Consider the following 22,899-nt stretch of genomic DNA (forward strand, 5'->3'; position numbering starts at 1 on the left):
TCCCCGTCCGACATGGACGGCCCTCATGGGCGTTCATGCGCAAGGAGAAGCGCGGCGACGATACCGCTAAGTCTTATAACTTACCCTGGAGTCTCAAATTCGCTCGTTCAGGCGGGTGACCCGGCGAAAAATGCTCGGGGACGATCCGGCATGGTCGTGGAAGAACCGGGAGAAGTGCGCAGGTACGGAAAAGCCGAGTTTCTCACCGATGGCAGCGAAGGTGTCCTCGCTCTCCACAACCTGCTGGACCGCGCATTCCAGCCTCTGCACGTTGAGAAAGACACGCGGGCTGACGCCCGTATTGTTCTCGAACAGACGAAAGAAATGGGCCCGCGACAGGCCGACATCGCGCGCCAATGCGTTCATGTCATCCACCTCGCCCGGCGCATCCTGAATGCGCCGCACCGCCTTCTGGATGCGGTAATCCATCATGCGGCCATCGGCGAGGCTGCGGATCGAGTTGGGCAGGCCGCGCCAGGCGGTGAAACGCTCGATGACGGCAATCATCAGCCGGCCGAGAAGCTCTTCGTGCACATGGGCATCCTGCGGGGCATAAATCATCGTGGAGGCGAGCAGTTCCGTCAGCCGCCTGATCTCCGGTGTGATCGCCCCGACGCTACGGTCGAAGAAATCGGGCGCATTGCTGGCAGCCCAGTTGGGGCGGAAATGCGCAAGCCAGTGCGGCTCGATATAAAGCGCGAGGATGACCGTTTTGGGCCGTTCCAGATCGTGCTCATAGGCATGCGGTTCCCACGCATTGATCAGAACCGCGCTCTCATCGGTAAGGCGGGCAATCCCGTCCTTGACCTGAAACTGGGTGTCTGCGCCCTCGACTTTCAAAAGGACATGGCAATGCGGGTGCGCGTGGCGCACCAGAGGGCGATCCATATCCAGAAGCGCGACACGCCCAAAGCGGCCTCTGGCAATGCGCAGAGCATCAGACATGGCTATAATTAGCCGGTCATTCGCAGAAAATGCAATTGAAAGCCGTCAAACGGCAAATTCAGGCGCGTTTCATGTCTTGAACGGCCCAGACAAGCCTCGATCTTGCAACAATGTTGCAAGCTTGTTTGCCGCAAGCATCATGTCCAGCCCCTGCTTTCCGATCAGGCGCTCGCGCTCTTCCGCGCTAGGACAAGCCACAATGGCTCTCCAGAAGGCAGACAAGACCTCCGCCTGTTCAGCAAGCTTTTCCGCATTCGTCCCATCGCCAGCGATGCGTGCAAGCTGTGCGGCGGACGTGCCGCCGATACCTGCCGGAACGTCTGTCCCCCCGTCCTCATATCCATCCGGGAGACTGCCCTTCAGGTTGACGACGCGGCGGTCTCTTATGGCCATGAGAATCTGGTCCACTGCCTGCCTGGCGCCCGCCACCCGCGAGGGATGATCCGTGTCGGCAGCGGCATGCGGCAGAAGTTCAAGCCTCCCGCCGAACCGCTCGACCAGCGAGAGATAGGGCAGCATCGGGCCCGAAAGCGCGCCGGTGGCGGCATCCTTGAAGAGATCGGCATCGATGGCCGCATGGGTGATCCTGCCTACCGCCATCGCCTCGGCAAGCGCCTCCACATCCACCAGCTCGCCACGGTCGTAATTGATGAGGACAGCGCCTTCGGCGAGTGCAGCAAGCACTTTTGCATCGACAAGCCCCGCATTGGCGTAGCGGCCCGTTTGCGCATCGAGATTGCCGAGCCCCACATGCACGGAGAAGACGTGAGCGCCCCGCGCGGCTTCAAGCGGGGTTTCGGCATAGACGAACCCCTCAGCCTCGATCCATTCGCGGTGATGGGCGCGGGCGTGCACCACCACTTCCATGCCAAAGGCACGCGCGAGCTTTGCCAGTTCGCGGCCGATATTGCCGTAGCCGACGATGCCGAAGCGCTTGCCTTCCAGCTTGGCTGTCGGCACGTCGCGCAACTGGCGTCCAGTGTCGAAATCGCCCGACTGCACCTGTCGATTGAGATCGGCGACCGGCAAGTCCGGCAGAACGCGCAGCACCGCCTTCATTGCCATCTGTGCCGTGGCGCGGCTGTTGATGCCGGGCGTGTTCATGAGCGGGGCCGTTCCGCCCTCACCGTTTCCTCCACCCCAGGACCGCGAACCCATATTGCCGGTGCCCGCGCCAATGCGCACGCCCCCCAGGGGAAAACAGGTCTCCGCCGGCAGAAAGGTTGCAGCAGCGATCACTGCGTCGTAGCGCCCGTCGCCAGCTTCCGCGATCAATTCCTCGCGGGTCGACAAATCCGGCAGGTAGAAAAAATGTACCCGGCCCTCTTCAAGCGGCCCCGCCGTGCCGAGCGGGCCTTCATGGAAAACACCGCCCCGTGCCTCCACATGTGCCTTCACCTCGCCATGATCGATCTTGCCATTGGCATCGAAAGCAAGCCCGATCAGATCGCAGATCAGGACCCGCGCCATGCCTGCATGCGGGAGAATGGCCGAAACCGTCATTTCACGTCTTTTCCCTTGGCGCATGCATTTCAGAGAAGACCGAACCACCAGGTGGCAAGCCCCAGAAACGCGAAGAAGCCAACCACATCGGTCATTGCCGTTACGAAGACAGCGGAGGCGACAGCTGGATCGGCGCCCACCCGGTCAAGCAAAAGCGGTATGAGGATGCCCGCAAGTGCCGCCACGAACATGTTGATGACCATGGCTGCGGCAATGATGCCGCCAAGATTCGGGTCCTGGAACCAGAGCGCCGCCACGGTGCCAATCAGGACCGCGAAGATGAGACCGTTGAGAAGCCCTACGCCCATTTCACGACGGATGATGCGGCCGGCATTGTAGATGTCGATATCGCGTGTCGCGAGCGCGCGCACCGTCACCGTCATGGTCTGCGACCCGGCATTGCCCCCCATGCCGGCGACAATCGGCATGAGAACGGCGAGCGCTACGATCTTCTCGATCGTTCCGTCGAAAAGCCCGATCACCGAGGCCGCCAGAAAAGCGGTCAGAAGATTGACCATCAGCCACGGCACGCGCGAGCGCGCGGCGGCCATGACACGGTCGGACAGTTCCTCATCGCCCACACCGCCAAGGCGCAGAAGATCCTCCTCCGCTTCCTGCTGGATCACGTCGACGACGTCATCGATGGTCAGAACGCCCACGAGCCGGTCGTTCTCATCCACAACGGCAGCCGACAGAAGATCGTATTTTTCGAAAATCTGCGCCGCCTCTTCCTGGTCCATCGTGGCGGGAATGGCATGGCGCGTCTCGCGCATGATGTCTTCGATCTTCGTCGTGCGGTTGGTGCGCAGGATACGGTCGAGGTCGACCGCACCAACCAGCCGGAAGGTCGGATCGATGACGAAAATCTGCGAGAAGCTTTCCGGCAGGTTCTGCTCTTCGCGCATGTAGTCGATGGTCTGACCCACGGTCCAGAACGGCGGCACAGCGACGAATTCCGTCTGCATGCGCCGACCGGCCGTCTCTTCCGGGTAGCCGAGAGAGCGACGCAGGCGGACGCGTTCCGTGAAGGGAAGTTCGGCTAGAATTTCATCCTGGTCCGCCTGATCGAGGTCTTCCAGGATGTAGACCGCGTCATCCGAATCGAGCTGCTCAACGGCGCGCGCCACCTGCCGATTGGGCAGGTTTTCGAGAATTTCGAGGCGGATCGCCTCGTCCACTTCCGTCAGGGCCGTATAGTCGAAATCGTCGCCCATCAGGACGACGAGTGCCAGACGCTGCTCGGGAAGCAGGGCTTCCAGAAGATCGCCTATCTCGGACTGGTGAAGGGAGCCGACATCCTTCTTGAGCGTCAGCGTGTCCCGGTCGGCTATGGCCGCGCCGATATGGGCAAGGAACGGCGCGGAAACGACGCCATCCTCATCATAAATCCCCATGTCGGGCGGAATGCCCGCATCGGTTCCGGCGTCGGTGTCCAGTCCTTCCGGCTCGCTCAATGGCAACTCCCTGGAACGGAAAACGGGTTTCGGATCGGCTTTCAGCCCTCCCCGGCAATATAGAGCCGCACGCGGCACTGCAACCGGTCGGCAAGGCTTTTCGCCGAAGAAATTCAAGTCACGGGGCCACGGGGCGCTTCCTTGCGACACAAAGCGCGCGGCAAGGCTTGCCGGCTGATCTTTCGGGGCTACATCCCTTCAAAAACCCGTCAGGAAAACCCTATGCCCCGCGCCAGAACACTCCTGCCCTTCCTTCTCCTCGTCATGGTAGGGGGACTCTTCATCGGTTATGTGACCCGCCCGGGAGAGTGGTATGCAGCACTCGCAAAGCCGGCCTTCAATCCACCCAACGCCGTCTTTGCCCCAGTCTGGACCCTGCTTTACATTCTCATCGCGATTGCCGGTGCACGCACCTGTCAACGGGCAGCTTCAAGCATGGCCATGCGTGCCTGGTGGCTACAGCTTGTGCTCAACTTCCTTTGGTCACCCATATTCTTTGTCGCTCACCAGATTCCGCTGGCGTTCGTCGTCATCCTGGCTCTTCTGGCAACGATTTTCGCCTTCATCCGCGATTGCTGGGACACCGACCGGCCCGCTGCCCTTCTCTTCGTGCCCTATGCGGCCTGGGTCGCCTTTGCAGCGCTGTTGAACGGATCGATCATGGTGCTCAACTGAAGCGAACATGGGTGGCGATAAACACATGCGATTACTACATTGTGTTTGCATCGGGAATTTGTGCGGGTGGCGCTTCGAATCACGGAGCATGAAGATGAAAGTCTTGGCATTAGCGATCTTATCGGCAGCGGTCGGCATTCACGCAGCAGCAGCCGACACCATTACCAAACCGCTCGACACCTGGAGTGCGCAGGACCAGCGTGCCGCGGATGCCGCTGAAAGAAGCCAGGAATTGCTCGATCGGGAGCATCAACGCTGGCGCGACCAGCAGCGGGATGTGAAGACCCTTTTGACCCCGCGCCCTCTCAAGCTGGAAGTTCCGATTTACAAGCCTCCTTCACAATAGACAGGAAGCGTCGGGATTTCCCAAGAAAGCCCATAGCCGGCTATTGCTTCCGCAACGTCAACCGTGTTTAATAATCCTAAAGGGAGTTACCTCATTCTTGGGGAGTGAGGTGGCTAAAAGCCTTTGATTGGGGGGACTTGCGCGCAGGCTGAATCGTTTCGGCCCCGTTGCGGTCTCGATGTTGAACGAAGGCGCCATGCGCCGTGTATCGAGAGTTAACGCGTGTTATATCTGTACGCGTATATTGGCAGCTGTGTGCTCATACTCGTTGCTGCGGGGCTCGCTGTGCCCTTTTTGGACGACCGAAAGTCCAATTCCCGGCGGGATTGATGTGAATTGCGGTGCGCATTGCTGTACCGGGGCCGTCAGGGCGGCCACCCCGTAACCGCACCAGCCCCCCTCTTGGCCGACGCCTTTATGCGCGCCGGCGATAAACATTATTTGTCTTATTCCTGTGAATATGGCGGGATAGATCGCGCTCATCGTGACTGCCTTTGGGGTCCTGCATGCGTGAAATCGAATTGAAAGTCCTCATCGGCGCAGAACGCGCCAAAGACCTTGCAGCGTTGCTTCCCGGCCTCGACATGATCCGGGGAGAGCCCCGGCAGAACGCGCTTCACAGCATCTATTTCGACACGCCAGAGGGCATCTTACGGCATGAGAAGATGGCGCTCAGGCTTCGTCATGACGGCGAGCGCTGGCTGCAAACCGTGAAATGGCGCGGACAACTGGCCGGTGGCCTTTCCAAAGCCGAGGAAGACGAACAGGAGATCGAAACCGACACGATTTCCTTCGAGGTTATTCAAAACCAGAAGTTACGCAAGAAAATCAAAAGACTGATCCCAGAGCCTCAGATTTTGATTCCGGTACTTGAGACAAAGATTCAACGTCACGGCTTCGATGTGGAATTGAACGGCACCAGAGCAGTGCTGGCGCTCGACAATGGGGAAATCCATGCGTCGGGAAAAAGCGCGCCTCTCCACGAGCTTGAGATCGAGCTTGTGGAAGGCGCCCCGCGCGACCTTTACGAGATCGCCCGTTTTCTCCTGCCCGATGGCGGCTTTCGGCCTTCGCGCTATTCCAAGGCCGCCCGCGGCTTCATGCTTCTCGATGAAGGCTGTATCGAGCCCGCAGTGATCCCCCGCAAGGCTTTTCCCGTTCCTCTCGACCCGGAAGAGAGTTGCGAAAAAGCGCTGCGTGCCATGCTGCGCGAGTGCTTCGACCAGCTTTGCGCCAATATCGAAGCGGTCCGGCTTCTTGAAGCGCCGGAGGGGCCGCATCAATTGCGGATCGGCCTGCGCCGCCTGCGAAGCGCCCTTGCCTTCGCCGGGGAACCAGAAGACGGGCAAGACAGTTTCGACCTCGAAAGCCTGCGCGAAGAATGCCGCTGGCTCGGCCGGGAAGTCGGCAGACTGCGGGACCTGGATGTGATCTGCACGCAGATAATCCCCCAGGAGGCGGCCGCCCACCCCGAAGAAACCGGTTTCGACCTGTTGCGCACAAGCATCGGCGAACAGGCGGGAGCGGTGCGCGGCATACTGCGCCTCATTCTGACCGGCCCCCGGGTCCAGGATCTTTTGATCACGCTTGCCCAGTTCATCGAGACGGGACGGCTGACGGGCGATGCCGGCGGGGAGCGCAGTTTTTCCGACGCTGCCCGCAAGGCCCTGAACAAACGCTGGAAGCGGGTCATACAGCGCGCCGGCAGGATCGACATGCTTGACCTCGAGCAACGCCACGCGCTGCGCAAGGAGCTCAAAAAGCTTCGTTACTCTCTTGAATTTTCAGCGCCATTGCTCCCCGAGAAAGCCACATCGCGGTTCCTGGGGAAGCTCCGGGCACTGCAGGTGGTGTTCGGCGATCTCAATGATGCAACCATGGTGGAGGCCCTCCTCACCCAGCCGCCTTTCAGGGATATGAAAGACATTTCCACGCAGCGCGCCATCGGCCGCATTCTGGGTGCGCGCCAGCACAAGGCGCAGGAAAGCTGGGACCATGCGCGCGAATTGTGGGATGCACTTATTGCCTGCAAACTTCCCTGGGATTGATGGGTGCGGCGGGGCGATCGAGCGTCTTTGCACCGCTTGATGGCTTGCAGGGCTTTCCCTGCAAGCTTGGATGCTGCTAGAAAATCCTTGGCGGGTGGACTGCCGTGCGCGCCGCACGGCGACCATCGAAAGGATAGGGAATGAACGAACGTTACGACGCCTATGCGGTCGCGATCATCGTAACCTTCGGGGCGATCATCATCGGTGGGCTGATGGCTGCCGCCATCGCGAGCGGCGAGCGCGACGCATTCATGTTCGCGCTTGGAGCGGCCACCGCCGCCTGGGCTGCCGGCTATGCCATGTTCTTCGACTGGGCCCGCAGCTTCATGGGCTTGATTGTGCTTTCCATCGCCATGGCAATCGCAGCAACCGTCATTCTCGCCTTTTAAATTTTCAGGAACGACGTATAGACCGGCAAGGCATCTTGCCATGGAAAGGATCAGGAAGATGGACGCCAAGAAAGCAGACCGCTAGGCCGCAACAGTTTTTCAAATTGTTGCGGCAGTCTGACCGGTTCCATCTCTTTTCCGGCTCTACAGGCCGCCGCCAAATGCCAATCATTTGAGCGGATTTCGTCATGAATTTTCATAAACAACGGCCCTGGCGCCACAGCCTGCCGGTGGCGCTTGCCTTGCTGGCTCCCTTCAACATTCTTGCTTCGCTTGGCATGGATATCTACCTGCCGGTGGTTCCTGCCATGCCCGTCATCCTCGGAACAACCCCGCAGATCGTCCAACTGACCCTCACGCTCTACATGCTGACATTAGGCGTGGGGCAGATCATCTTCGGACCACTATCGGACCGGTTCGGCCGCCGCCCCGTGGTTCTGGGAGGCGCGCTTGTCTTCACGACCGCATCCTTTCTTCTGGCCATCGCGGTTTCCCCCATGGCTTTTCTCGCCCTGCGCTTCGTTCAGGCGGTCGGCGCATCAGCGGCGCTGGTCGGCGTATTCGCCACCGTACGCGACGTTTATGGAGACCGCCCCGAGAGCGCGCTCGTCTACAGCCTGATGAACGCCATGCTTTCCTTTGCTCCAGCGCTTGGGCCCATCATCGGAGCTATTCTCGCTGAAAAGCTGGGCTGGCAGTCAATTTTCATCGCCCTTGGCGTTCCTGCGCTCATCGCCTTCATCGCCGCCCTGCCCGCCTGGCAGGAAACCCGGCCGGTAAAGACCGAAGCCCTGCGGGCAGGATCGTTTCGCAGGGTGTTGGGAAGCCCCGTTTTCTGGGCCTATACAATGGCATTCGGCACCGCGATGGGCACGTTTTTCGTGTTCTTCTCAACGGCACCGCGCATCCTCATCGAGCGGGCCGGCTTTTCGCAATTGGGTTTCAGCCTTGCGTTCGCAACGGTTGCCGGTGCGATGATCATCACTACCCGTTTCGCGAAGACCTGCGTGGAACATTGGGGTATTCCGGGAAGCGCTTATCGGGGCATGGCTCTTATTGCGACCGGCTCGGCATTGATTGCCGGCGGTGCTTTCGTTTTCTCCCCCTCGTTCACCAGCTTCATCGTGCCCATGTGGCTGATCGCGGTGGGGATAGTCTTCACAGGATCGGTCACGGCAAACGGCGCATTGGCCGAATTCAGCGATATTGCGGGAACGGCCGTTGCGCTGCATTTCTGTGTTCAAAGCCTGATTGTGGGCCTTCTCGGGACCTTCTTCGTGATCGGCCTGGGGAGCGACACAATCTGGCCGCTGGCTGCTTACGGTCTCTGCATGGCCGCATTGACCGCGGCAGCTCTCAAAGGCGTGCAGCGCTTTCAGTTACGACAGAAGGCCCGATGATTCTGGAGACCGGGCGATCCCAGTGGGGATCGCCCGATTTTGTGCCTTTTCCGCAGCTTTGGGCAAGCCAGCCAACAGATAGCTGAGACAGAAACATTCAACCTGTGAAGAATTTTGCGAAATCGCTCATTGGCGCTCTTGTGTCGCGAAATCCTATTTGCTACATGCCCGGTGCCGGTGCGAACCGGCCTTTCGTTGCGTGCGGTCGTGGCGGAATTGGTAGACGCGCAGCGTTGAGGTCGCTGTGGGGCAACCCGTGGAAGTTCGAGTCTTCTCGACCGCACCATCTCTCTCCCAAATCCTCTGTCTGTAGCTGCCTGTCTTTCGGACAAGCCGCTGGGTAATTCTCTCCTCCATGACAGTTTTTGCCAATGACGCTGGACCGCAACGCGGTTAATCGCCATATGTGCAGCTGAAGCATCTTGCACTTCGATGAAGCCATCCGAATTCTGGCGGAATGCCTGAATGCAAGGTGATGAAGCGCTCCTCATGGCTCCGCACGGGTCATGAAGCGTCGACATATTTGGAAACGGGACCAGCCATGAGCGAACGCGGCCAGATCGATACCGTTTTCCTGCCTCGCGGTGACCAGCCGCCGGTGGAATGGCGCATCGAACCGGGATTGACCGATTACGAGAAAGCCCTCGCCTTCATGGAAGAGCGGGCAGGCCTTATCCGGGAAGGCAAGGCGGGCGAACTTATCTGGCTGGTGGAACACCCTCCCCTCTACACCGCCGGAACCAGCGCACAGAGCGAAGACCTTCTCGACGCGAATCGTTTTCCCGTCTTCAAGGCGGGGCGCGGCGGCGAATACACCTATCATGGCCCCGGCCAGCGCGTGGCCTATGTGATGCTCGACCTGAAAACCCGGCGCGAGGATATCCGTGCCTTCGTCGCGGCACTCGAGGACTGGATCATCACCGCGCTCGCGAGCTTCAACGTTAAAGGCGAACGCCGCGAAGACCGGGTCGGCGTGTGGGTTGCCCGCCCTGAAAAGCCGCCGCTTCCCGGCGGACAGGCCGCCGAAGACAAGATCGCAGCAATCGGCATCCGCATTCGTCGGTGGGTCAGCTTTCATGGCATTGCGGTCAATGTCGAACCGGAACTGGCTCATTTCGGCGGCATCGTTCCCTGCGGTATAAGCGGTTATGGCGTCACCAGCCTGGTCGATCTCGGCTTGCCGGTGACGATGGAGGATTTCGACCTGGCGCTGAAAAACGCCTTCGAGGAAATTTTCGGTCCCGCCGAACGCCGGTAGCGTTATAAGCGCATAAGCGCCTTCCTATGCATCCTGCGTTCTCCCCAGATTTGGCCAGATTTGGCCAGATTCGGCCAGTTTCGATCGGGGCCGGCCTTCCCCGCGGGCCATAATATGCTCTACTCCCAGCGCCCCGGCGGATGGCTGCGCATCTCGTGGTCATCCTTCAGAGTTTCATGCGCTCTTACGAGCGCACCGCTCTCTTGTTTCCCGCATTCGTGCGGGCGTCAGGTGATTTCACCTGACTGCAAACTCTAGCGTCAAGGAGGATCGACAGTGCACTTATCGCAAAATCTGACATCGTTTGCTCTCCTGTCCAGCCTGCTGCTTGCGACCGGCAGCGCGCTTGCCCAACAGGCAACGGATGCCCATGCCCCCGAAGCCGCGAGCGGCATGGCCGAAAAAAGCGTCGTCCACGCCAAGACCCATATGGTTGCCGCCGCCAATCCTCTGGCCGCCGAAGCCGGCCTTGAAATCCTGCGCAAGGGCGGAAGCGCGGCCGACGCGCTTATCGCAGTTCAGACCGTCCTTGGCCTTGTGGAGCCGCAATCTTCCGGCATAGGCGGTGGGGCATTCCTGGTCTGGTACGATGCCGCAAGCGGTAAGCTCTCCACTTTCGATGGCCGGGAGACAGCGCCCGCCGCCGTCACGCCGAAGCTCTTTCTGGACGACAAGGGTGAGCCCCTCGCATTCTTCGATGCGGTGGTGGGCGGGCGCTCCGTCGGCACGCCCGGCGTCGTGCGCCTGATGGAAGCCGTGCACGAAAAGGCCGGCAAACTCTCCTGGGCCGACACGCTTCGACCAGCCATCAAGCTCGCGCAGGAGGGCTTTTCCGTTTCGCCGCGCCTCAACGCCCTGCTGGGCGAGGACAAGGGCAAGCTCGATCGGCAAGCTGTGGCACGCGCCTATTTCTACGATCAGGCCGGAGAGCCGCTTGCCACCGGCACGGTGCTGAAGAATCCCGACTATGCGCAAACGCTGACACTCATCGCCGAAAAGGGTGCGGACGGGTTCTACGCCGGAGAGGTCGCGGAGAAGATCGTCGCCGCCGTCAAGGCGCATGAAGGCAATCCGGGCCTGCTTTCGCTGGACGATCTTTCTTCCTATGAGGTCAAGGAACGGGAAGCCGTATGCGCTCCCTATCGGGGCCTCGATGTCTGCGGGATGGGACCGCCCTCCTCCGGAGCGCTGACCGTCGGCCAGATTCTCGGCATGGTGTCGCACTTCGACCTTGCGGCACTCGGCCCCGAAGATCCCGAAAGCTGGCGCATCATCGGGGATGCAACGCGCCTGGCCTTCGCCGATCGCGGTCGCTACATGGCCGACGCCGATTTCGTGAAGATGCCGGACGGGCTTCTCAATCAGGACTATCTGAAAGACCGTTCCAATCTCATCCGGCGCCCCACCGCGCTCAGCGCCGACGAGGTCAAGGCGGGCACCCCGCCATGGGATAAGGCCGAGCTGCGCATTGACGGGTTGAACCTCGAGCAGCCTTCCACTTCGCATTTCGTCATCGTGGACGATCAGGGCAACATCGCTTCCATGACCACTTCGGTGGAAAGCGCCTTCGGTTCGCGCCAGATGGCCGCCGGCTTCATCCTGAACAATCAGCTGACCGACTTCTCCTTCTCGCCTGAAGAGGATGGCCAGGCCGTAGCCAACCGTGTCGAACCCGGAAAGCGGCCACGCTCCTCAATGTCGCCCACCATCGTCCTGAAGGACGGCAAGCCGGTCTACGCGCTCGGCTCTCCCGGCGGCAGCAACATCATCCCCTATGTGGCCAATACGATCATCGCGCTGGTCGACTGGAAGATGAACATGCAGGAAGCAATCGACCTGCCGCATCTGACAAACCGTTTCGGCACCTATACGGTCGAAGCAGGAACCTCGGCTGAGACCCTCGAAAAGGATCTTGCAGCGTTCGGCTTCAAGACAACCGTTGGAGACCTCAATTCGGGCCTGCATGGCATCGCCATTCTTCCCGGTGCGCTCGAAGGCGCTGCCGATCCGCGCCGCGAGGGCGTCGCCCTCGGCGACTGAACTCAGGCCGCATTGACTGCCGGCGGTGGTTACAGTTCCACCGCCGGCTTTTCACGGCAGAGCTGGCCCGCTCGTTCAGCGCCCATGGCACTCCACGGCGCCAGAGCCGGCTTTCCGAATTTACGAATCGTCAACCCTCTTTCCCCTGCGTCAAGGGGTGGGCCAAGCTTGCCTTGACTTGTGAACATAAATAGAACATAAAGGGTTCATAAAGAGATCAGGAGGGAATTATGACCGATCTGTTTCAGGATGTCATCTCGCTCGTCGCCGTCAGTTCATTCATCATGGTCGCCGCCGTCTTCATCGGCGCGTTCTGATTTTCAATACAATTTGAGGCCATCCTCTCGCTTGTGAGGGCGGGCCGAAAGGCTGCAACCCAAAAGTGACGGGAAGGGTAAAGCAGCAGCCTTCTCCCAGAGCCCAGCGCGTGGCCTACACCATACGAGGTCCGGCACCGTGCAAGGTCTTTCGAACAGGGCCCGGTGCTTGGGATTTGATGCAGGCCTTAGAGCATTTTGCAGTCAGGTGAAATCACCTGACGTCTGCATAAATGCGGAAAAACAAAGAGATAGATCGGCTCAGGGTTTCCGTGAAACGGTGATGCCTTGAAGGGAACGACCTTGCCGCCATCAAGCGTGACCACGCGATCCATGCGGGCAGCAAGCTCATGGTTGTGGGTGGCGATCAAGGCTGCAAGGCCCGACTGGCGCACAAGCGCTTCCAAGGCATCGAACACATAGCTTGCCGTCACAGGATCGAGATTGCCGGTCGGCTCGTCCGCAAGCAGAACCCGTGGCGCATTGGCAACGGCGCGGGCAATGGCCACGCGCTGCTGCTCGCCGCCCGACAGTTCGGCCGGCCGATGGCTGGCGCGATGTCCCACACGCAGATAATCCAGTAACTGCCTGGCACGGGCGCTCGCCTCGGCAGGCGCCATGCCCGTGATCATTTGTGGCACCATCACGTTCTCTTCGGCCGAGAATTCCGGCAGAAGATGATGGAACTGATACACGAAGCCGATCTCGTTGCGGCGGATGGCGGTGCGCGCATCGTCTGAAAGACCGCCGCAATCGCGGCCGCCAACGATGACCTGCCCCGCATCCGGCGCTTCGAGTAGCCCGGCAAGATGAAGAAGCGTGGACTTGCCGGCACCGGAAGGCGCAACCAGGGCGACCATCTCGCCGCGCTTGAGCGAGAATTCCGCATCCTTCAAAATGGTCAGGCTGCCGCTTCCCTCCCGATAGCTGCGCTCTATTCCCTTCAATTGCAGGATTGGAGCCGCCATCAATCGTACCTCAGAGCCTTGACCGGATCGAGCCGCGAGGCGCGCCAGGCGGGAAACAGCGTTGCCAGGAAGGACAGGGTCAGTGTCATGACGACCACGGAAACCGTTTCCCCAAGTTCCATCTTCGCGGGCAGCTGGCTCAGGAAATAGAGCTCGGGATTGAAGAGCGTCGTGCCCGACAGCCAGGAGAAGAACTGGCGGATCGATTCCACGTTCCAGCAGATCACCACACCGAGGACCAGCCCTGCTATCGTGCCCGCGATGCCGATGGCAGCCCCCGTCATCAGGAAGATGCGCATGATCGCCCCGCTGGTCGCCCCCATGGTGCGCAGGATGGCGATATCATGCCCCTTGTCCTTAACGAGCATCACCAGACCGGAGATGATGTTGAGCGATGCGACGAGCACGATCATGGTCAGGATCATGAACATCACATTGCGCTCCACCTGCAAGGCGGAGAAGAAGGTGCTGTTGCGCTGACGCCAGTCAGAAAGCAGAATCGGACGCTGGGCCGCCGCCTCCACCGCCGGGCGCAATGTGTCCACGGCATCGGGATTGTCGACGAAGAGCTCGATCGACTGCACCAGGCCTTCCGCATTGAAATAGAGCTGCGCTTCCTCGAGCGGCATGTAGATGACGGAGGAATCATATTCCGACATGCCGATCTCGAAAGTCGCGGCAACGGGATAGGATTTGACACGCGGCGTCGTGCCGAAAGGCGTGATGTCTCCCTCCGGCGCCACCAGCGTAATCATGTCGCCGACGGACAGGCCGAGATTCTGCGCCATGCGGGTGCCGATCACCAGCCCCTCGCCGGCGGCGAAATTCACCATCGAGCCATCACGGATGTTCCTGGAAACCAGATCGAGGCGCGCGAGGTCTTCTGCCCGCACCCCACGCACGATGGCGCCCGTTCCAGCACCCGATGTGCCTGAGACCAGCACCTGTCCCTGGACCATAGGCATCGCCAGCTTGACGCCCGTAACGCCCTCTATCCGCTTTGCAACGGCATCGAAGTCGTTAAGCGGCATGTCGACCGGCTGAACGATCAGATGGCCATTGACGCCCAGAATGCGGGTCAGGAGCTCCGCCCGGAATCCATTCATCACCGCCATCACCACAATCAGCGTGGCAACGCCAAGCATGATGCCGAGAAAGGAAATGATGGCGATGACGGAAACCACCGTTTCCTTGCGCCGCGAACGCAGGTAGCGCCAGGCCACGAGCCTCTCGAAATGCGAGAACGGTCCAGCTCCCTTCGGAGCGGCGTCTCCCGGTGCGGCGGCTACCCCTGTGGTGGCGGCGTCGCTCATTTCCAAACCTCTCGGATCGTGGCCGGGCCGGGCCGCTTCATCAGGCGGCAGTCCCCGCCGGGTTGGCAGCGAGGCGGTTGAGGGCGGCTTCAAGCGGCATGGTCTCGCGCTCGCCCGTAGCGCGGTTCTTGATTTCCACCTCGCCATTGGCCACGCCGCGCGGACCGACGATAAGCTGCCAGGGCAGACCGATCAGGTCGGCGGTTGCGAATTTTCCGCCCGCGCGCTGGTCGGTGTCGTCATAGAGCACGTCCTTGCCGGCGGCCTGCAGCTTCTCGTAAAGCTCTTCGCAAACCCGGTCGCACTCCCCGTCGCCCGCCTTCATGTTGATCAGGCCTATGTCGAAGGGTGCCACGCTTTGCGGCCAGATGATGCCGTTTTCATCGTGGCTCGCCTCGATGATGGCCGCCAGAAGACGGCTCGGACCGATGCCGTAAGATCCCATGGACACGAAATGCTCCTTGCCGTCCGGCCCCGTGACCGAAGCGTTCATGGGCTTGGAATACTTCGTCCCGAAGTGGAAAATATGGCCGACCTCGATGCCGCGGGCAGAAACCTTTTCGGCTTCGGGAATGGCATCCCATGCCGCCTCGTCATGCATCTCGTCGGTCGCCGCATAGGGCGTCGTCCAGGTTTCGACAATACCGGCTATCTGGCGGTCATCGCCGAAATTCACGTCCGCCGAGGGCACTTTGAGATCGAGGAATTCCTTGTGGCAGAACACTTCGCTCTCGCCAGTGGAGGCGAGAATGATGAATTCATGCGAAAGGTCACCGCCGATGGGGCCCGTATCGGCACGCATCGGGATCGCCTGCAGACCCATGCGGGCGAAGGTGCGCAGATAGGCCACGAACATACGGTTATAGGCAGCGCGCGCGCCCTCATAGTCCAAGTCGAAGGAATAGGCGTCCTTCATCAGGAATTCGCGCGAGCGCATCACGCCGAAACGGGGGCGGACTTCGTCGCGGAATTTCCACTGGATGTGATAGAGATTGAGCGGCAGGTCCTTGTAGGACTTCACATAGGACCGGAAGATGTCGGTCACCATCTCCTCGTTGGTCGGGCCGAAAAGCATCTTGCGCTCGTGACGGTCGGTGATGCGCAGCATCTCCTTGCCATAGTCATCGTAGCGGCCGCTCTCGATCCACAAATCGGCCGACTGGATGGTCGGCATGAGGATTTCCTGGGCGCCTGCACGGTCCTGTTCCTCACGCACGATGGCGCAGACCTTGTCGAGCACGCGCTTGCCGAGTGGCAGCCAGGAGAAGCTGCCCGCGCCCTGCTGGCGGATCATGCCGGCGCGCAACATAAGGCGGTGGGAGACGATCTCCGCCTCACGGGGAGTTTCTTTCAGAATCGGCAGGAAATAGCGCGACAGTCGCATAGACGCATCCATTTGGTCGGCTCCGGGAGCCATGATCGGAATCAGAGCCGCAAAACGACCCGAGTGCGGCTTCTTAACCATTTCGCAATGGATTGAAAACCCGCAGGAACACCCTGTTTACGCGCAGGACCCGACGTTGGGGCGTTGCAGAGCAAGGCCTGCAGCCGTCAATGATAACAATGCATTTCAAACACAATTTTCCTCGTGACAATTCGTCTCAACTTGCTCTATGGTGCGCACCCATAACAAGAGGGTGAAGCTGAAATTCACCTTCATTGCGCGGTCAAAGTCTTGGGAGGATGCGATCCAGGCGCGGTTATTCGCAGCCGCCGACGATGATACGGTAAAGGATCGGACGCGTTGAGTTTAGCAAGGCCTTGAGCCTTGCATTTTTTTTTGCGCCTACAGCATCGGACGGCTTCAGGGTTTATCAGGTAAACTCGTATGCGCAGGCTATCGTGTAGTATCTGGCCTGCGTCTTCCCGTCCGGCAAGGCGACTGATTTTCCATTTACGGATACAATCAGCGATAAAACGCCGTGCTTCCTTTCGGATGCACAGTGCTCAATTATATGTTTTCCCGCCTTCATTCTGCTGTCAGGCGGCGTCATCTGACAGCAGAATGCTCGAATTTCAGTCGTAGCGCGGAACGATGCGTGGGATGTCGTCTATCGACAGGCCCAGGCCGCGGGTGAGAAAATAGAGAAAACCGAAGACAATCAGCGACACGATGGTGGTGCGAATGAGCGCCCGCAGCATATGTGGGCCACGCGGTGCACTCGCAGTCGTGCCAAGCGTCACATCGTCATCCTCGTCCTGGGTGCGCAGGCCGAACGGCAAGGTTGCAAAGAGCACCACCCACCAGATGATGAAGAAGACAGCGAAAAGCGAAACCCAGTTCATCGTTTCTCAGACCTGTTCTAGCTCGACCAGCGTTCCGGAAAAATCCTTCGGATGCAGGAAAAGCACGGGCTTTCCATGTGCTCCGATCTTCGGTTCCCCATCGCCCAGAACGCGCGCGCCCGAAGCCTTCAGCCGGTCACGGGCCTCAACGATATCCTCCACCTCGTAGCAGACGTGATGCATGCCGCCATCGGGGTTCTTTGCCAGAAAACCCGCAATGGGCGAAGCCTCACCCAATGGCTCCAGAAGCTCGACCTTGGTGTTATCGAGCTCGATGAAGACTACCGTCACCCCATGATCGGGCAGCGCCTGCGGCGCGGAGACCTTCGCGCCAAGCGTATCGCGATAAAGAGCGGTGGCGCTCGCCAGATCGGGTACGGCGATGGCCACATGGTTCAAGCGTCCGAGCATGAGATTATCTCGTCTTCTGTGCGGTGACGGGCTTCCCTTGCTTATTGCGTCACGAAGACCGTCACAACGGGCTTTTTGCCCCAGGCAGCATTGGCCGCATTGCGGACCGCGCGACGCGCGGATTCAGACACCAGATCGAGATCCTTGCGGCGGGCGCGCGGAATGCTGCGCACGGCGCCAATCGCCGCCTCCAGCATGATCTCTTCGAGCGGCGTTCCGCTCTCATCCAGTTCGGCAACGCCTATCGCGACGATGTCCGGATCGCCGTCCAGTTCGCGACGTTCGTCGAGAACGATGTTCACGGCCACGTGGCCCGCATAGGAGAGCTTGCGCCGGTCGCGCAGCCCCACTTCCTGATCCGTACCGATCAGCCGGCCATCCTTGAAGATGCGGCCATGGGGCACTTCGCCGACGATTTCGGCCTTGCCGGGAGCAAGACGCAGCATGTCACCATTGCGCACCTGGGCCACGTCGGGAATCCCCTCCATGGCGCCGAGCGAGCCTTGTGCGACCAGATGCGCCGCTTCGCCGTGCACCGGCACGAGAACCTGCGGCCGCGTCCAGTTGTACATCCGCCGCAATTCGCTGCGGCGCGGGTGGCCGGAAACATGAACCAGCGCATCGCCATCGCCGATGATGCGGATACCGCGCTCTATGAGCTGGTTCTCAATTTCCAGAATGGCCTTCTCATTGCCCGGAATGACGCGGGAGGAAAACACAACCGCATCGCCCGGCGCCAGGCTGACATTGCGCATCTCGTCGCGGGCGAGCTTGGCAAGGGCGGCACGTCCCTCGCCCTGGCTGCCCGTGCACAGGATCACCACCTTGTCGCGCGGGATCGTCTGGAATTCCTCCTCGTCGAGGAACCCGGGAAGTCCGTCGAGATAACCGAGTTCGGTCGCGACATCGATCACGCGCTTGAGCGAACGGCCAAGCACCAGAACCTCGCGCCCGGCGTCACGCGACGCCTCGGCAATCGAGCGGATGCGCCCGACATTGGAGGAAAAGGTGGTGACGGCCACACGCCCCTTGGCGGCGGCGATCACCTCGCGAAGCCCCTCGCCCACAGCTTCCTCGGTGGGCGATTCACCCTCGCGCATGGCATTGGTGGAATCGCATACGAGTGCCAGAACCCCCGCATCTCCGAGCGCGCGGAAGCGCGCCTCGTCCGTCTTGGGGCCAATGGACGGGGCCTGGTCGATCTTCCAGTCGCCCGTGTGGATCACGGTGCCGAGCGGCGTGGTGATCGCCAATGAAACAGGCTCGGGAATGGAATGGGCGACAGCCACTGCCTCGATGCGGAACGGGCCGACCTCGAAGGTCTCGCCAGCCCGGAAAATCTGAATGGGGACTTTCGGCGCATTGGATTCGGATTGGCGCTTCGCTTCCAGCAGCCCCGCGGAAAAGGGCGTCATCCAGACATCGGTCTGAAGGCGCGGCCAGAGGTCGAGCACCGCGCCATAGTGATCCTCATGGGCATGGGTGATGATCATGCCGCGCAGATTGTCGATCTCATCCTCGATGAAGCTGATATCGGGCAGGACAAGCTCCACGCCCGGCATATCCGGTCCCGGAAAGGTGACGCCGCAGTCGACGATGATCCATTCACGCTTGCCCGCCGGCCCGAAGCCATAGAGACCGAAATTCATGCCGATCTCGCCGACACCGCCCAGAGGGCAAAAAACCAGTTCGGCCCCTGCGGCCTGCTTGTTGGTGGTGGAACGCGCCATGGGTTCCCTTTCTCTCAATCGTCACGCGCCGATGCAACGGCGCCAAAATGCACGTCGCCGGCGGCGACCCTCAGCAATGAACCATCCGCCTCGCGGATCACGAAGCAGCAGGCTTCGTCAATGGTTTCGAAAACACCGCGAACCACGCGGCCATCAATACGAACGGACACCGGAGCACCCAAGCCTGCCGCCCGTTCCAGCCAGCGCTTACGTATGGCTTCCAGGCCGCGCCCACCGTTCCAAAGGCGACTGTTATCGACCCAGGCATCGGAAAGCGCAAGGAAGAGGTCGCCCGCATCCCCCGCAAATCCAAGTTTGCGCAGCGAGGTTGCCGGGTAAGGCACATCCTCGGGATGGGCCACCACATTCACGCCGATGCCGACGGCAATGGCAAACCGGCCATCCGGCAACAGGGCCGATTCAAGCAGAATGCCGGACAACTTAGCCCCGTCGGCCAGGACATCGTTCGGCCATTTGAGTTCGAAACGACCCGATTTCAGATTGCCGCCATCGGCGGCAACACCGATCCGCACAGTGGGCACGACGGCGGCAAGCGCATCAGAAAGCGCAAGCCCCGCGACAAATCCCAGCGTCGCGGCAGCCGCAGGCTGGAAAGTACCGATCGTCAGAAGCGTGGCCGCCAGATTGCCCGTCGGGGTCGCCCATTCGCGCCCGCGCCTGCCACGACCGCTTTCCTGGCGCGAGGCGACGATCCACAGATCACCCCGATCTCCTTCCCGCACCCGCTCCATGGCGAGTGCGTTGGTCGATCCAACGGTTTCATGGGCCTCCAGCCGGTAGCCCGCTGCGATGGCGGACGGCGCCAGGCGGAAGGTCGTCATGCCGTCAGAAGAACGACTTGGCGGCGGCCTCGGCATACCGCCCGACCGGACCACCGATCAGGACATAGAAGAGCACGAAGGCCCCCGAGAGCAGCATAACAAGGCGCAACTCGCCGGCCATGGGCTGGAAACCGGCCACCGGCTCGTCGAACCACATGATCTTGATGACCCGCAGATAGTAATAGGCGCTGACGACCGAGGCCAGAACGCCGATCACGGCGAGCGCATAGAGGTTCGCATCGATGGCCGCCAGGAACACGTACCACTTTCCCCAGAAGCCCGCGAGCGGCGGAATACCGGCCAGCGAGAACATCAGGATGGTCATGATCGTGGCCATCATCGGATTGGTGGCAGACAGGCCGGCCAGATCGTCGATCTGCTCAACATTGCCCTCGTTGCGGCGCATGGCAAGAATGACGGCGAAAGTGCCCAGCGTCATCACGAGGTAGATGAGCATATAGATCGCCACGCCGTGGATGCCGGCTTCCGAATTGGCCGCAAGACCGACCAGCGCATATCCCATATGGCCGATGGAGGAGTAAGCCATCAGGCGCTTGATGTTACGCTGGCCGATGGCCGCAAAAGCGCCGAGCACCATGGAGGCGATGGACACGAAGACGATGATCTGCTGCCAGTCGAGCGCGATCGGCTCGAAGGCGCCCATCGTGACGCGCACCAGAAGCGCCATGGCAGCCATCTTGGGTGCAGCCGCAAAGAAGGCGGTAACCGGGGTCGGCGCACCTTCGTAAACGTCCGGCGTCCACATGTGGAACGGCACAGCGGAAATCTTGAAGGCGAGGCCGGCAAGAACAAAGACCAGACCGAAGACGAGGCCAAGCTGACGCTCCGCCCCCGACAGGGAAGCCGCGATCACATCGAAGCCGGTGTTGCCGGTGTAGCCATAGACCAGCGAGATACCGTAGAGCATCATGCCGGACGACAGCGCGCCCAGAACGAAATATTTAAGGCCCGCTTCGGTAGAACGCGCGCTATCGCGGTTGAAGGCGGCCACCACATAAAGCGCCAGGGACTGGAGCTCAACGCCGAGATAAAGCGACAGCATGTCGTTGGCCGAGACCATCAGCATCATGCCGAGCGTGGCGAGCATGATAAGGACCGGGTATTCGAACTTGTCGAATTTTTCGGCCTTTGCAAAGCCGACCGACATGATCAGCGTAACGACCGAGCCGAGCACGGTCAGAATCTTCATGAAGCGGGCGAAGGCATCGCTCACGAAGGCCCCGCCGAAGGCGCGCCCGTCGGAGGGGAAGATCAGCATCAGCGCGATGACGGCAACCATCAGCGCAACGGCGAGACCGGTTACGGTGCTGTTTGCCCGCGAACCGGAAAAGACGCCGATCATCAAAAGCGCCATGGCGCCCACCGCCAAAAGCAGCTCCGGCATGGCAAGGATCAGGCTTATCGTCAGATCTGGCGTCATTTCATTTCGTCCGTTTACTGTGCGGCTGCCGAAGAGGCCGCTTCCCGCGCAGCGTCGGCTGCCAGGGACACGTTATTGACAAGCGCTTCGACCGAAACCGCCGTCGCATCGAGAATGGGCGCCGGATAGACGCCGAAGAAGATGACCAGAACCACGAGCGGGTAGAGGATCAGCTTCTCGCGGGCGGAAAGGTCGAGCAGGCCCTTCAGGCTTTCCTTGGTGAGCGCGCCGAACACCACGCGGCGGTAGAGCCACAGCGCATAGGCGGCCGAAAGGATCACGCCCGTCGCGGCGAAGAGCGCGATCCAGGTGTTGACCTCGAACACGGCCAGCAGCGTCAGGAATTCGCCGACGAAGCCGCTGGTGCCCGGCAGGCCGACATTGGCCATGGTGAAGATCATGAACACTGTGGCGTATTTCGGCATGTTGTTGACCAGGCCGCCATAGGCCGCGATCTCGCGGGTGTGCATGCGGTCATAGATCACGCCGACACACAGGAACAGCGCGCCGGAGACGAGGCCGTGCGAGAGCATCTGGAAGATGGCGCCCTGCACGCCCTGCTGGTTCATCGCAAAGATGCCCATGGTCACAAAGCCCATATGTGCGACCGACGAATAGGCGATCAGCTTCTTGATGTCTTCCTGCATCAGCGCCACCAGCGAGGTGTAGATGATGGCGACGACCGAAAGCGTGAAGACCAGCGGCGCGAGATCCATGGAGGCGACCGGGAACATGGGCAGCGAAAAGCGCAGGAAGCCGTAGCCGCCCATCTTCAGGAGAATGCCCGCCAGGATAACCGACCCCGCCGTCGGCGCCTCGACGTGCGCATCGGGAAGCCAGGTGTGAACCGGCCACATGGGCATCTTCACCGCGAAGGACGCGAAGAAGGCGAACCATAGCCAGTACTGCATGCCGACGGGGAAGACATGGGTCAAAAGCGCCGGAATGTCCGTGGTGCCCGCCTGCCAGTACATCGCCATCATCGCGAGCAGCATCAGGACGGAACCGAGCAGCGTGTAGAGGAAGAACTTGAAGCTCGCATAAACGCGCCGCTTGCCGCCCCACACGCCGATGATGATGAACATCGGGATCAGGCCCGCCTCGAAGAAGACGTAGAAGAGCACGATGTCGAGGGCGCAGAACACACCGATCATGAGCGTTTCCAGAATGAGGAACGCGATCATGTATTCCTTGACGCGGTGCTCGATGGCTTCCCAGCTCGCCAGGATGCAGAATGGCATCAGGAAGGTCGTCAGGATGACGAACAGCATCGAAATACCGTCGACACCCATGTGATAGGAAATGCCGGAGCCGAGCCATTCGCTCTTTTCGACCATCTGGAAACCGGGCGACGAAGCATCGAAGCCCGCCCAGATGAACAGCGACAGCACAAAGGTGAAGACCGTGGTCAACAACGCAACGTTGCGGATGTTGCGGCGCGCGCCGTTACCGTCTTCCCGGATCAGGAGAATGAGGAAGGCACCTACCAGAGGCAGGAAGGTGACCGTGGAAAGAATGGGCCAGTCGGTCATG

The 22,899-nt window shown here is 60.6% G+C and carries 19 protein-coding genes and 1 tRNA gene; 8 read left to right on the plus strand and 12 right to left on the minus strand.

Going from position 1 to position 22,899, the window contains the following annotated elements; genetic code table 11:
• Positions 1 to 93: 93 nt before the first annotated feature.
• The 3 genes from NA8A_RS08375 to mgtE all read right to left on the minus strand — a co-directional run bounded on the left by NA8A_RS08375 (position 94) and on the right by mgtE (position 3,842).
• Positions 94 to 945: a helix-turn-helix transcriptional regulator gene (locus NA8A_RS08375; RefSeq protein WP_009449994.1), complete on the minus strand. Its 852-nt coding sequence runs from the start codon at positions 943 to 945 to the stop codon at positions 94 to 96.
• A gap of 69 nt (positions 946 to 1,014) precedes the next feature.
• Positions 1,015 to 2,448, minus strand: coding sequence for an NAD(P)-dependent oxidoreductase (locus NA8A_RS08380; protein WP_009449995.1), 1,434 nt, complete (start codon positions 2,446 to 2,448; stop codon positions 1,015 to 1,017).
• A gap of 29 nt (positions 2,449 to 2,477) precedes the next feature.
• Positions 2,478 to 3,842, minus strand: a complete 1,365-nt coding sequence (mgtE, locus tag NA8A_RS08385; RefSeq protein ID WP_051017980.1) for a magnesium transporter — start codon at positions 3,840 to 3,842, stop codon at positions 2,478 to 2,480.
• 282 nt (positions 3,843 to 4,124) lie between these two features.
• On the opposite strand from mgtE, the gene NA8A_RS08390 reads away from it, so the two are divergent.
• The 8 genes from NA8A_RS08390 (at position 4,125) to ggt (ending at position 12,058) form a co-directional block, all read left to right on the plus strand.
• On the plus strand, positions 4,125 to 4,577 hold the full coding sequence (locus tag NA8A_RS08390) for a TspO/MBR family protein (RefSeq protein ID WP_009449997.1): 453 nt from the start codon (positions 4,125 to 4,127) through the stop codon (positions 4,575 to 4,577).
• Between the two features lie 94 nt (positions 4,578 to 4,671).
• Positions 4,672 to 4,923 (plus strand): hypothetical protein, encoded by a 252-nt coding sequence (locus NA8A_RS08395; protein ID WP_009449998.1) that lies wholly within the window; start codon positions 4,672 to 4,674, stop codon positions 4,921 to 4,923.
• A gap of 506 nt (positions 4,924 to 5,429) precedes the next feature.
• Entirely contained in the window at positions 5,430 to 6,971 is a 1,542-nt protein-coding gene (locus NA8A_RS08405) for a CYTH and CHAD domain-containing protein (RefSeq protein WP_009450000.1), read from the plus strand.
• A 140-nt stretch (positions 6,972 to 7,111) separates the two neighbouring features.
• Complete coding sequence (locus NA8A_RS08410) at positions 7,112 to 7,360, plus strand: hypothetical protein (protein WP_009450001.1); 249 nt, start codon at positions 7,112 to 7,114, stop codon at positions 7,358 to 7,360.
• A gap of 188 nt (positions 7,361 to 7,548) precedes the next feature.
• Positions 7,549 to 8,760 carry a CmlA/FloR family chloramphenicol efflux MFS transporter gene (gene cml, locus NA8A_RS08415; protein WP_009450002.1) on the plus strand — a complete coding sequence of 404 codons (1,212 nt, stop codon included), beginning with the start codon at positions 7,549 to 7,551 and terminating at the stop codon, positions 8,758 to 8,760.
• A gap of 201 nt (positions 8,761 to 8,961) precedes the next feature.
• A tRNA-Leu gene (locus tag NA8A_RS08420) sits at positions 8,962 to 9,046 on the plus strand.
• Between the two features lie 255 nt (positions 9,047 to 9,301).
• Positions 9,302 to 10,018 (plus strand): lipoyl(octanoyl) transferase LipB, encoded by a 717-nt coding sequence (gene lipB / locus NA8A_RS08425; protein WP_040672235.1) that lies wholly within the window; start codon positions 9,302 to 9,304, stop codon positions 10,016 to 10,018.
• Positions 10,019 to 10,294: 276 nt separating this feature from the next.
• Positions 10,295 to 12,058 (plus strand): gamma-glutamyltransferase, encoded by a 1,764-nt coding sequence (gene ggt, locus NA8A_RS08430; RefSeq protein WP_009450004.1) that lies wholly within the window; start codon positions 10,295 to 10,297, stop codon positions 12,056 to 12,058.
• Positions 12,059 to 12,563: 505 nt separating this feature from the next.
• On the opposite strand, the gene NA8A_RS08435 is transcribed toward ggt, so the two are convergent.
• From NA8A_RS08435 to NA8A_RS08475, 9 genes are all read right to left on the minus strand, one after another.
• On the minus strand, positions 12,564 to 13,343 hold the full coding sequence (locus NA8A_RS08435) for an ABC transporter ATP-binding protein (protein WP_009450005.1): 780 nt from the start codon (positions 13,341 to 13,343) through the stop codon (positions 12,564 to 12,566).
• The gene (locus tag NA8A_RS08440) at positions 13,343 to 14,656 is read right to left on the minus strand and encodes a lipoprotein-releasing ABC transporter permease subunit (protein ID WP_009450006.1); all 1,314 of its coding nucleotides are present in this window, start codon (positions 14,654 to 14,656) and stop codon (positions 13,343 to 13,345) included. Before NA8A_RS08440 ends, NA8A_RS08435 begins: the two co-directional genes overlap by 1 nt.
• Before the next feature lie 40 nt (positions 14,657 to 14,696).
• The gene (gene proS / locus NA8A_RS08445) at positions 14,697 to 16,040 is read right to left on the minus strand and encodes a proline--tRNA ligase (RefSeq protein ID WP_009450007.1); all 1,344 of its coding nucleotides are present in this window, start codon (positions 16,038 to 16,040) and stop codon (positions 14,697 to 14,699) included.
• Positions 16,041 to 16,672: 632 nt separating this feature from the next.
• Entirely contained in the window at positions 16,673 to 16,942 is a 270-nt protein-coding gene (locus NA8A_RS08450) for a DUF1467 family protein (RefSeq protein WP_009450008.1), read from the minus strand.
• Between the two features lie 6 nt (positions 16,943 to 16,948).
• Positions 16,949 to 17,353 (minus strand): methylmalonyl-CoA epimerase, encoded by a 405-nt coding sequence (mce, locus tag NA8A_RS08455; RefSeq protein ID WP_009450009.1) that lies wholly within the window; start codon positions 17,351 to 17,353, stop codon positions 16,949 to 16,951.
• A 41-nt stretch (positions 17,354 to 17,394) separates the two neighbouring features.
• On the minus strand, positions 17,395 to 19,083 hold the full coding sequence (locus tag NA8A_RS08460) for a ribonuclease J (RefSeq protein WP_009450010.1): 1,689 nt from the start codon (positions 19,081 to 19,083) through the stop codon (positions 17,395 to 17,397).
• Positions 19,084 to 19,097: 14 nt separating this feature from the next.
• A complete protein-coding gene (locus NA8A_RS08465; RefSeq protein WP_009450011.1) occupies positions 19,098 to 19,925 on the minus strand; it encodes a biotin--[acetyl-CoA-carboxylase] ligase in 828 nt (275 codons plus the stop codon).
• A gap of 4 nt (positions 19,926 to 19,929) precedes the next feature.
• Complete coding sequence (gene nuoN, locus NA8A_RS08470; protein ID WP_009450012.1) at positions 19,930 to 21,366, minus strand: NADH-quinone oxidoreductase subunit NuoN; 1,437 nt, start codon at positions 21,364 to 21,366, stop codon at positions 19,930 to 19,932.
• 14 nt (positions 21,367 to 21,380) lie between these two features.
• Positions 21,381 to 22,898: an NADH-quinone oxidoreductase subunit M gene (locus tag NA8A_RS08475; protein WP_009450013.1), complete on the minus strand. Its 1,518-nt coding sequence runs from the start codon at positions 22,896 to 22,898 to the stop codon at positions 21,381 to 21,383.
• Position 22,899 lies beyond the last annotated feature (1 nt).

The sequence above is a fragment of the Nitratireductor indicus C115 genome (assembly GCF_000300515.1).
Lineage (GTDB): Bacteria > Pseudomonadota > Alphaproteobacteria > Rhizobiales > Rhizobiaceae > Nitratireductor > Nitratireductor indicus.

What these genes read in the sequence shown, in the direction of transcription:
- NA8A_RS08375 (WP_009449994.1), bottom strand. Translation starts at nt 945, where the DNA reads ATGTCTGATGCTCTGCGCATTGCCAGAGGCCGCTTTGGGCGTGTCGCG.
- NA8A_RS08380 (WP_009449995.1), bottom strand. Translation starts at nt 2,448, where the DNA reads ATGACGGTTTCGGCCATTCTCCCGCATGCAGGCATGGCGCGGGTCCTG.
- mgtE (WP_051017980.1), bottom strand. Translation starts at nt 3,842, where the DNA reads ATGGGGATTTATGATGAGGATGGCGTCGTTTCCGCGCCGTTCCTTGCC.
- NA8A_RS08390 (WP_009449997.1), top strand. Translation starts at nt 4,125, where the DNA reads ATGCCCCGCGCCAGAACACTCCTGCCCTTCCTTCTCCTCGTCATGGTA.
- NA8A_RS08395 (WP_009449998.1), top strand. Translation starts at nt 4,672, where the DNA reads ATGAAAGTCTTGGCATTAGCGATCTTATCGGCAGCGGTCGGCATTCAC.
- NA8A_RS08405 (WP_009450000.1), top strand. Translation starts at nt 5,430, where the DNA reads ATGCGTGAAATCGAATTGAAAGTCCTCATCGGCGCAGAACGCGCCAAA.
- NA8A_RS08410 (WP_009450001.1), top strand. Translation starts at nt 7,112, where the DNA reads ATGAACGAACGTTACGACGCCTATGCGGTCGCGATCATCGTAACCTTC.
- cml (WP_009450002.1), top strand. Translation starts at nt 7,549, where the DNA reads ATGAATTTTCATAAACAACGGCCCTGGCGCCACAGCCTGCCGGTGGCG.
- lipB (WP_040672235.1), top strand. Translation starts at nt 9,302, where the DNA reads ATGAGCGAACGCGGCCAGATCGATACCGTTTTCCTGCCTCGCGGTGAC.
- NA8A_RS08435 (WP_009450005.1), bottom strand. Translation starts at nt 13,343, where the DNA reads ATGGCGGCTCCAATCCTGCAATTGAAGGGAATAGAGCGCAGCTATCGG.
- NA8A_RS08440 (WP_009450006.1), bottom strand. Translation starts at nt 14,656, where the DNA reads ATGAGCGACGCCGCCACCACAGGGGTAGCCGCCGCACCGGGAGACGCC.
- proS (WP_009450007.1), bottom strand. Translation starts at nt 16,040, where the DNA reads ATGCGACTGTCGCGCTATTTCCTGCCGATTCTGAAAGAAACTCCCCGT.
- NA8A_RS08450 (WP_009450008.1), bottom strand. Translation starts at nt 16,942, where the DNA reads ATGAACTGGGTTTCGCTTTTCGCTGTCTTCTTCATCATCTGGTGGGTG.
- mce (WP_009450009.1), bottom strand. Translation starts at nt 17,353, where the DNA reads ATGCTCGGACGCTTGAACCATGTGGCCATCGCCGTACCCGATCTGGCG.
- NA8A_RS08460 (WP_009450010.1), bottom strand. Translation starts at nt 19,083, where the DNA reads ATGGCGCGTTCCACCACCAACAAGCAGGCCGCAGGGGCCGAACTGGTT.
- NA8A_RS08465 (WP_009450011.1), bottom strand. Translation starts at nt 19,925, where the DNA reads ATGACGACCTTCCGCCTGGCGCCGTCCGCCATCGCAGCGGGCTACCGG.
- nuoN (WP_009450012.1), bottom strand. Translation starts at nt 21,366, where the DNA reads ATGACGCCAGATCTGACGATAAGCCTGATCCTTGCCATGCCGGAGCTG.
- NA8A_RS08475 (WP_009450013.1), bottom strand. Translation starts at nt 22,898, where the DNA reads ATGACCGACTGGCCCATTCTTTCCACGGTCACCTTCCTGCCTCTGGTA.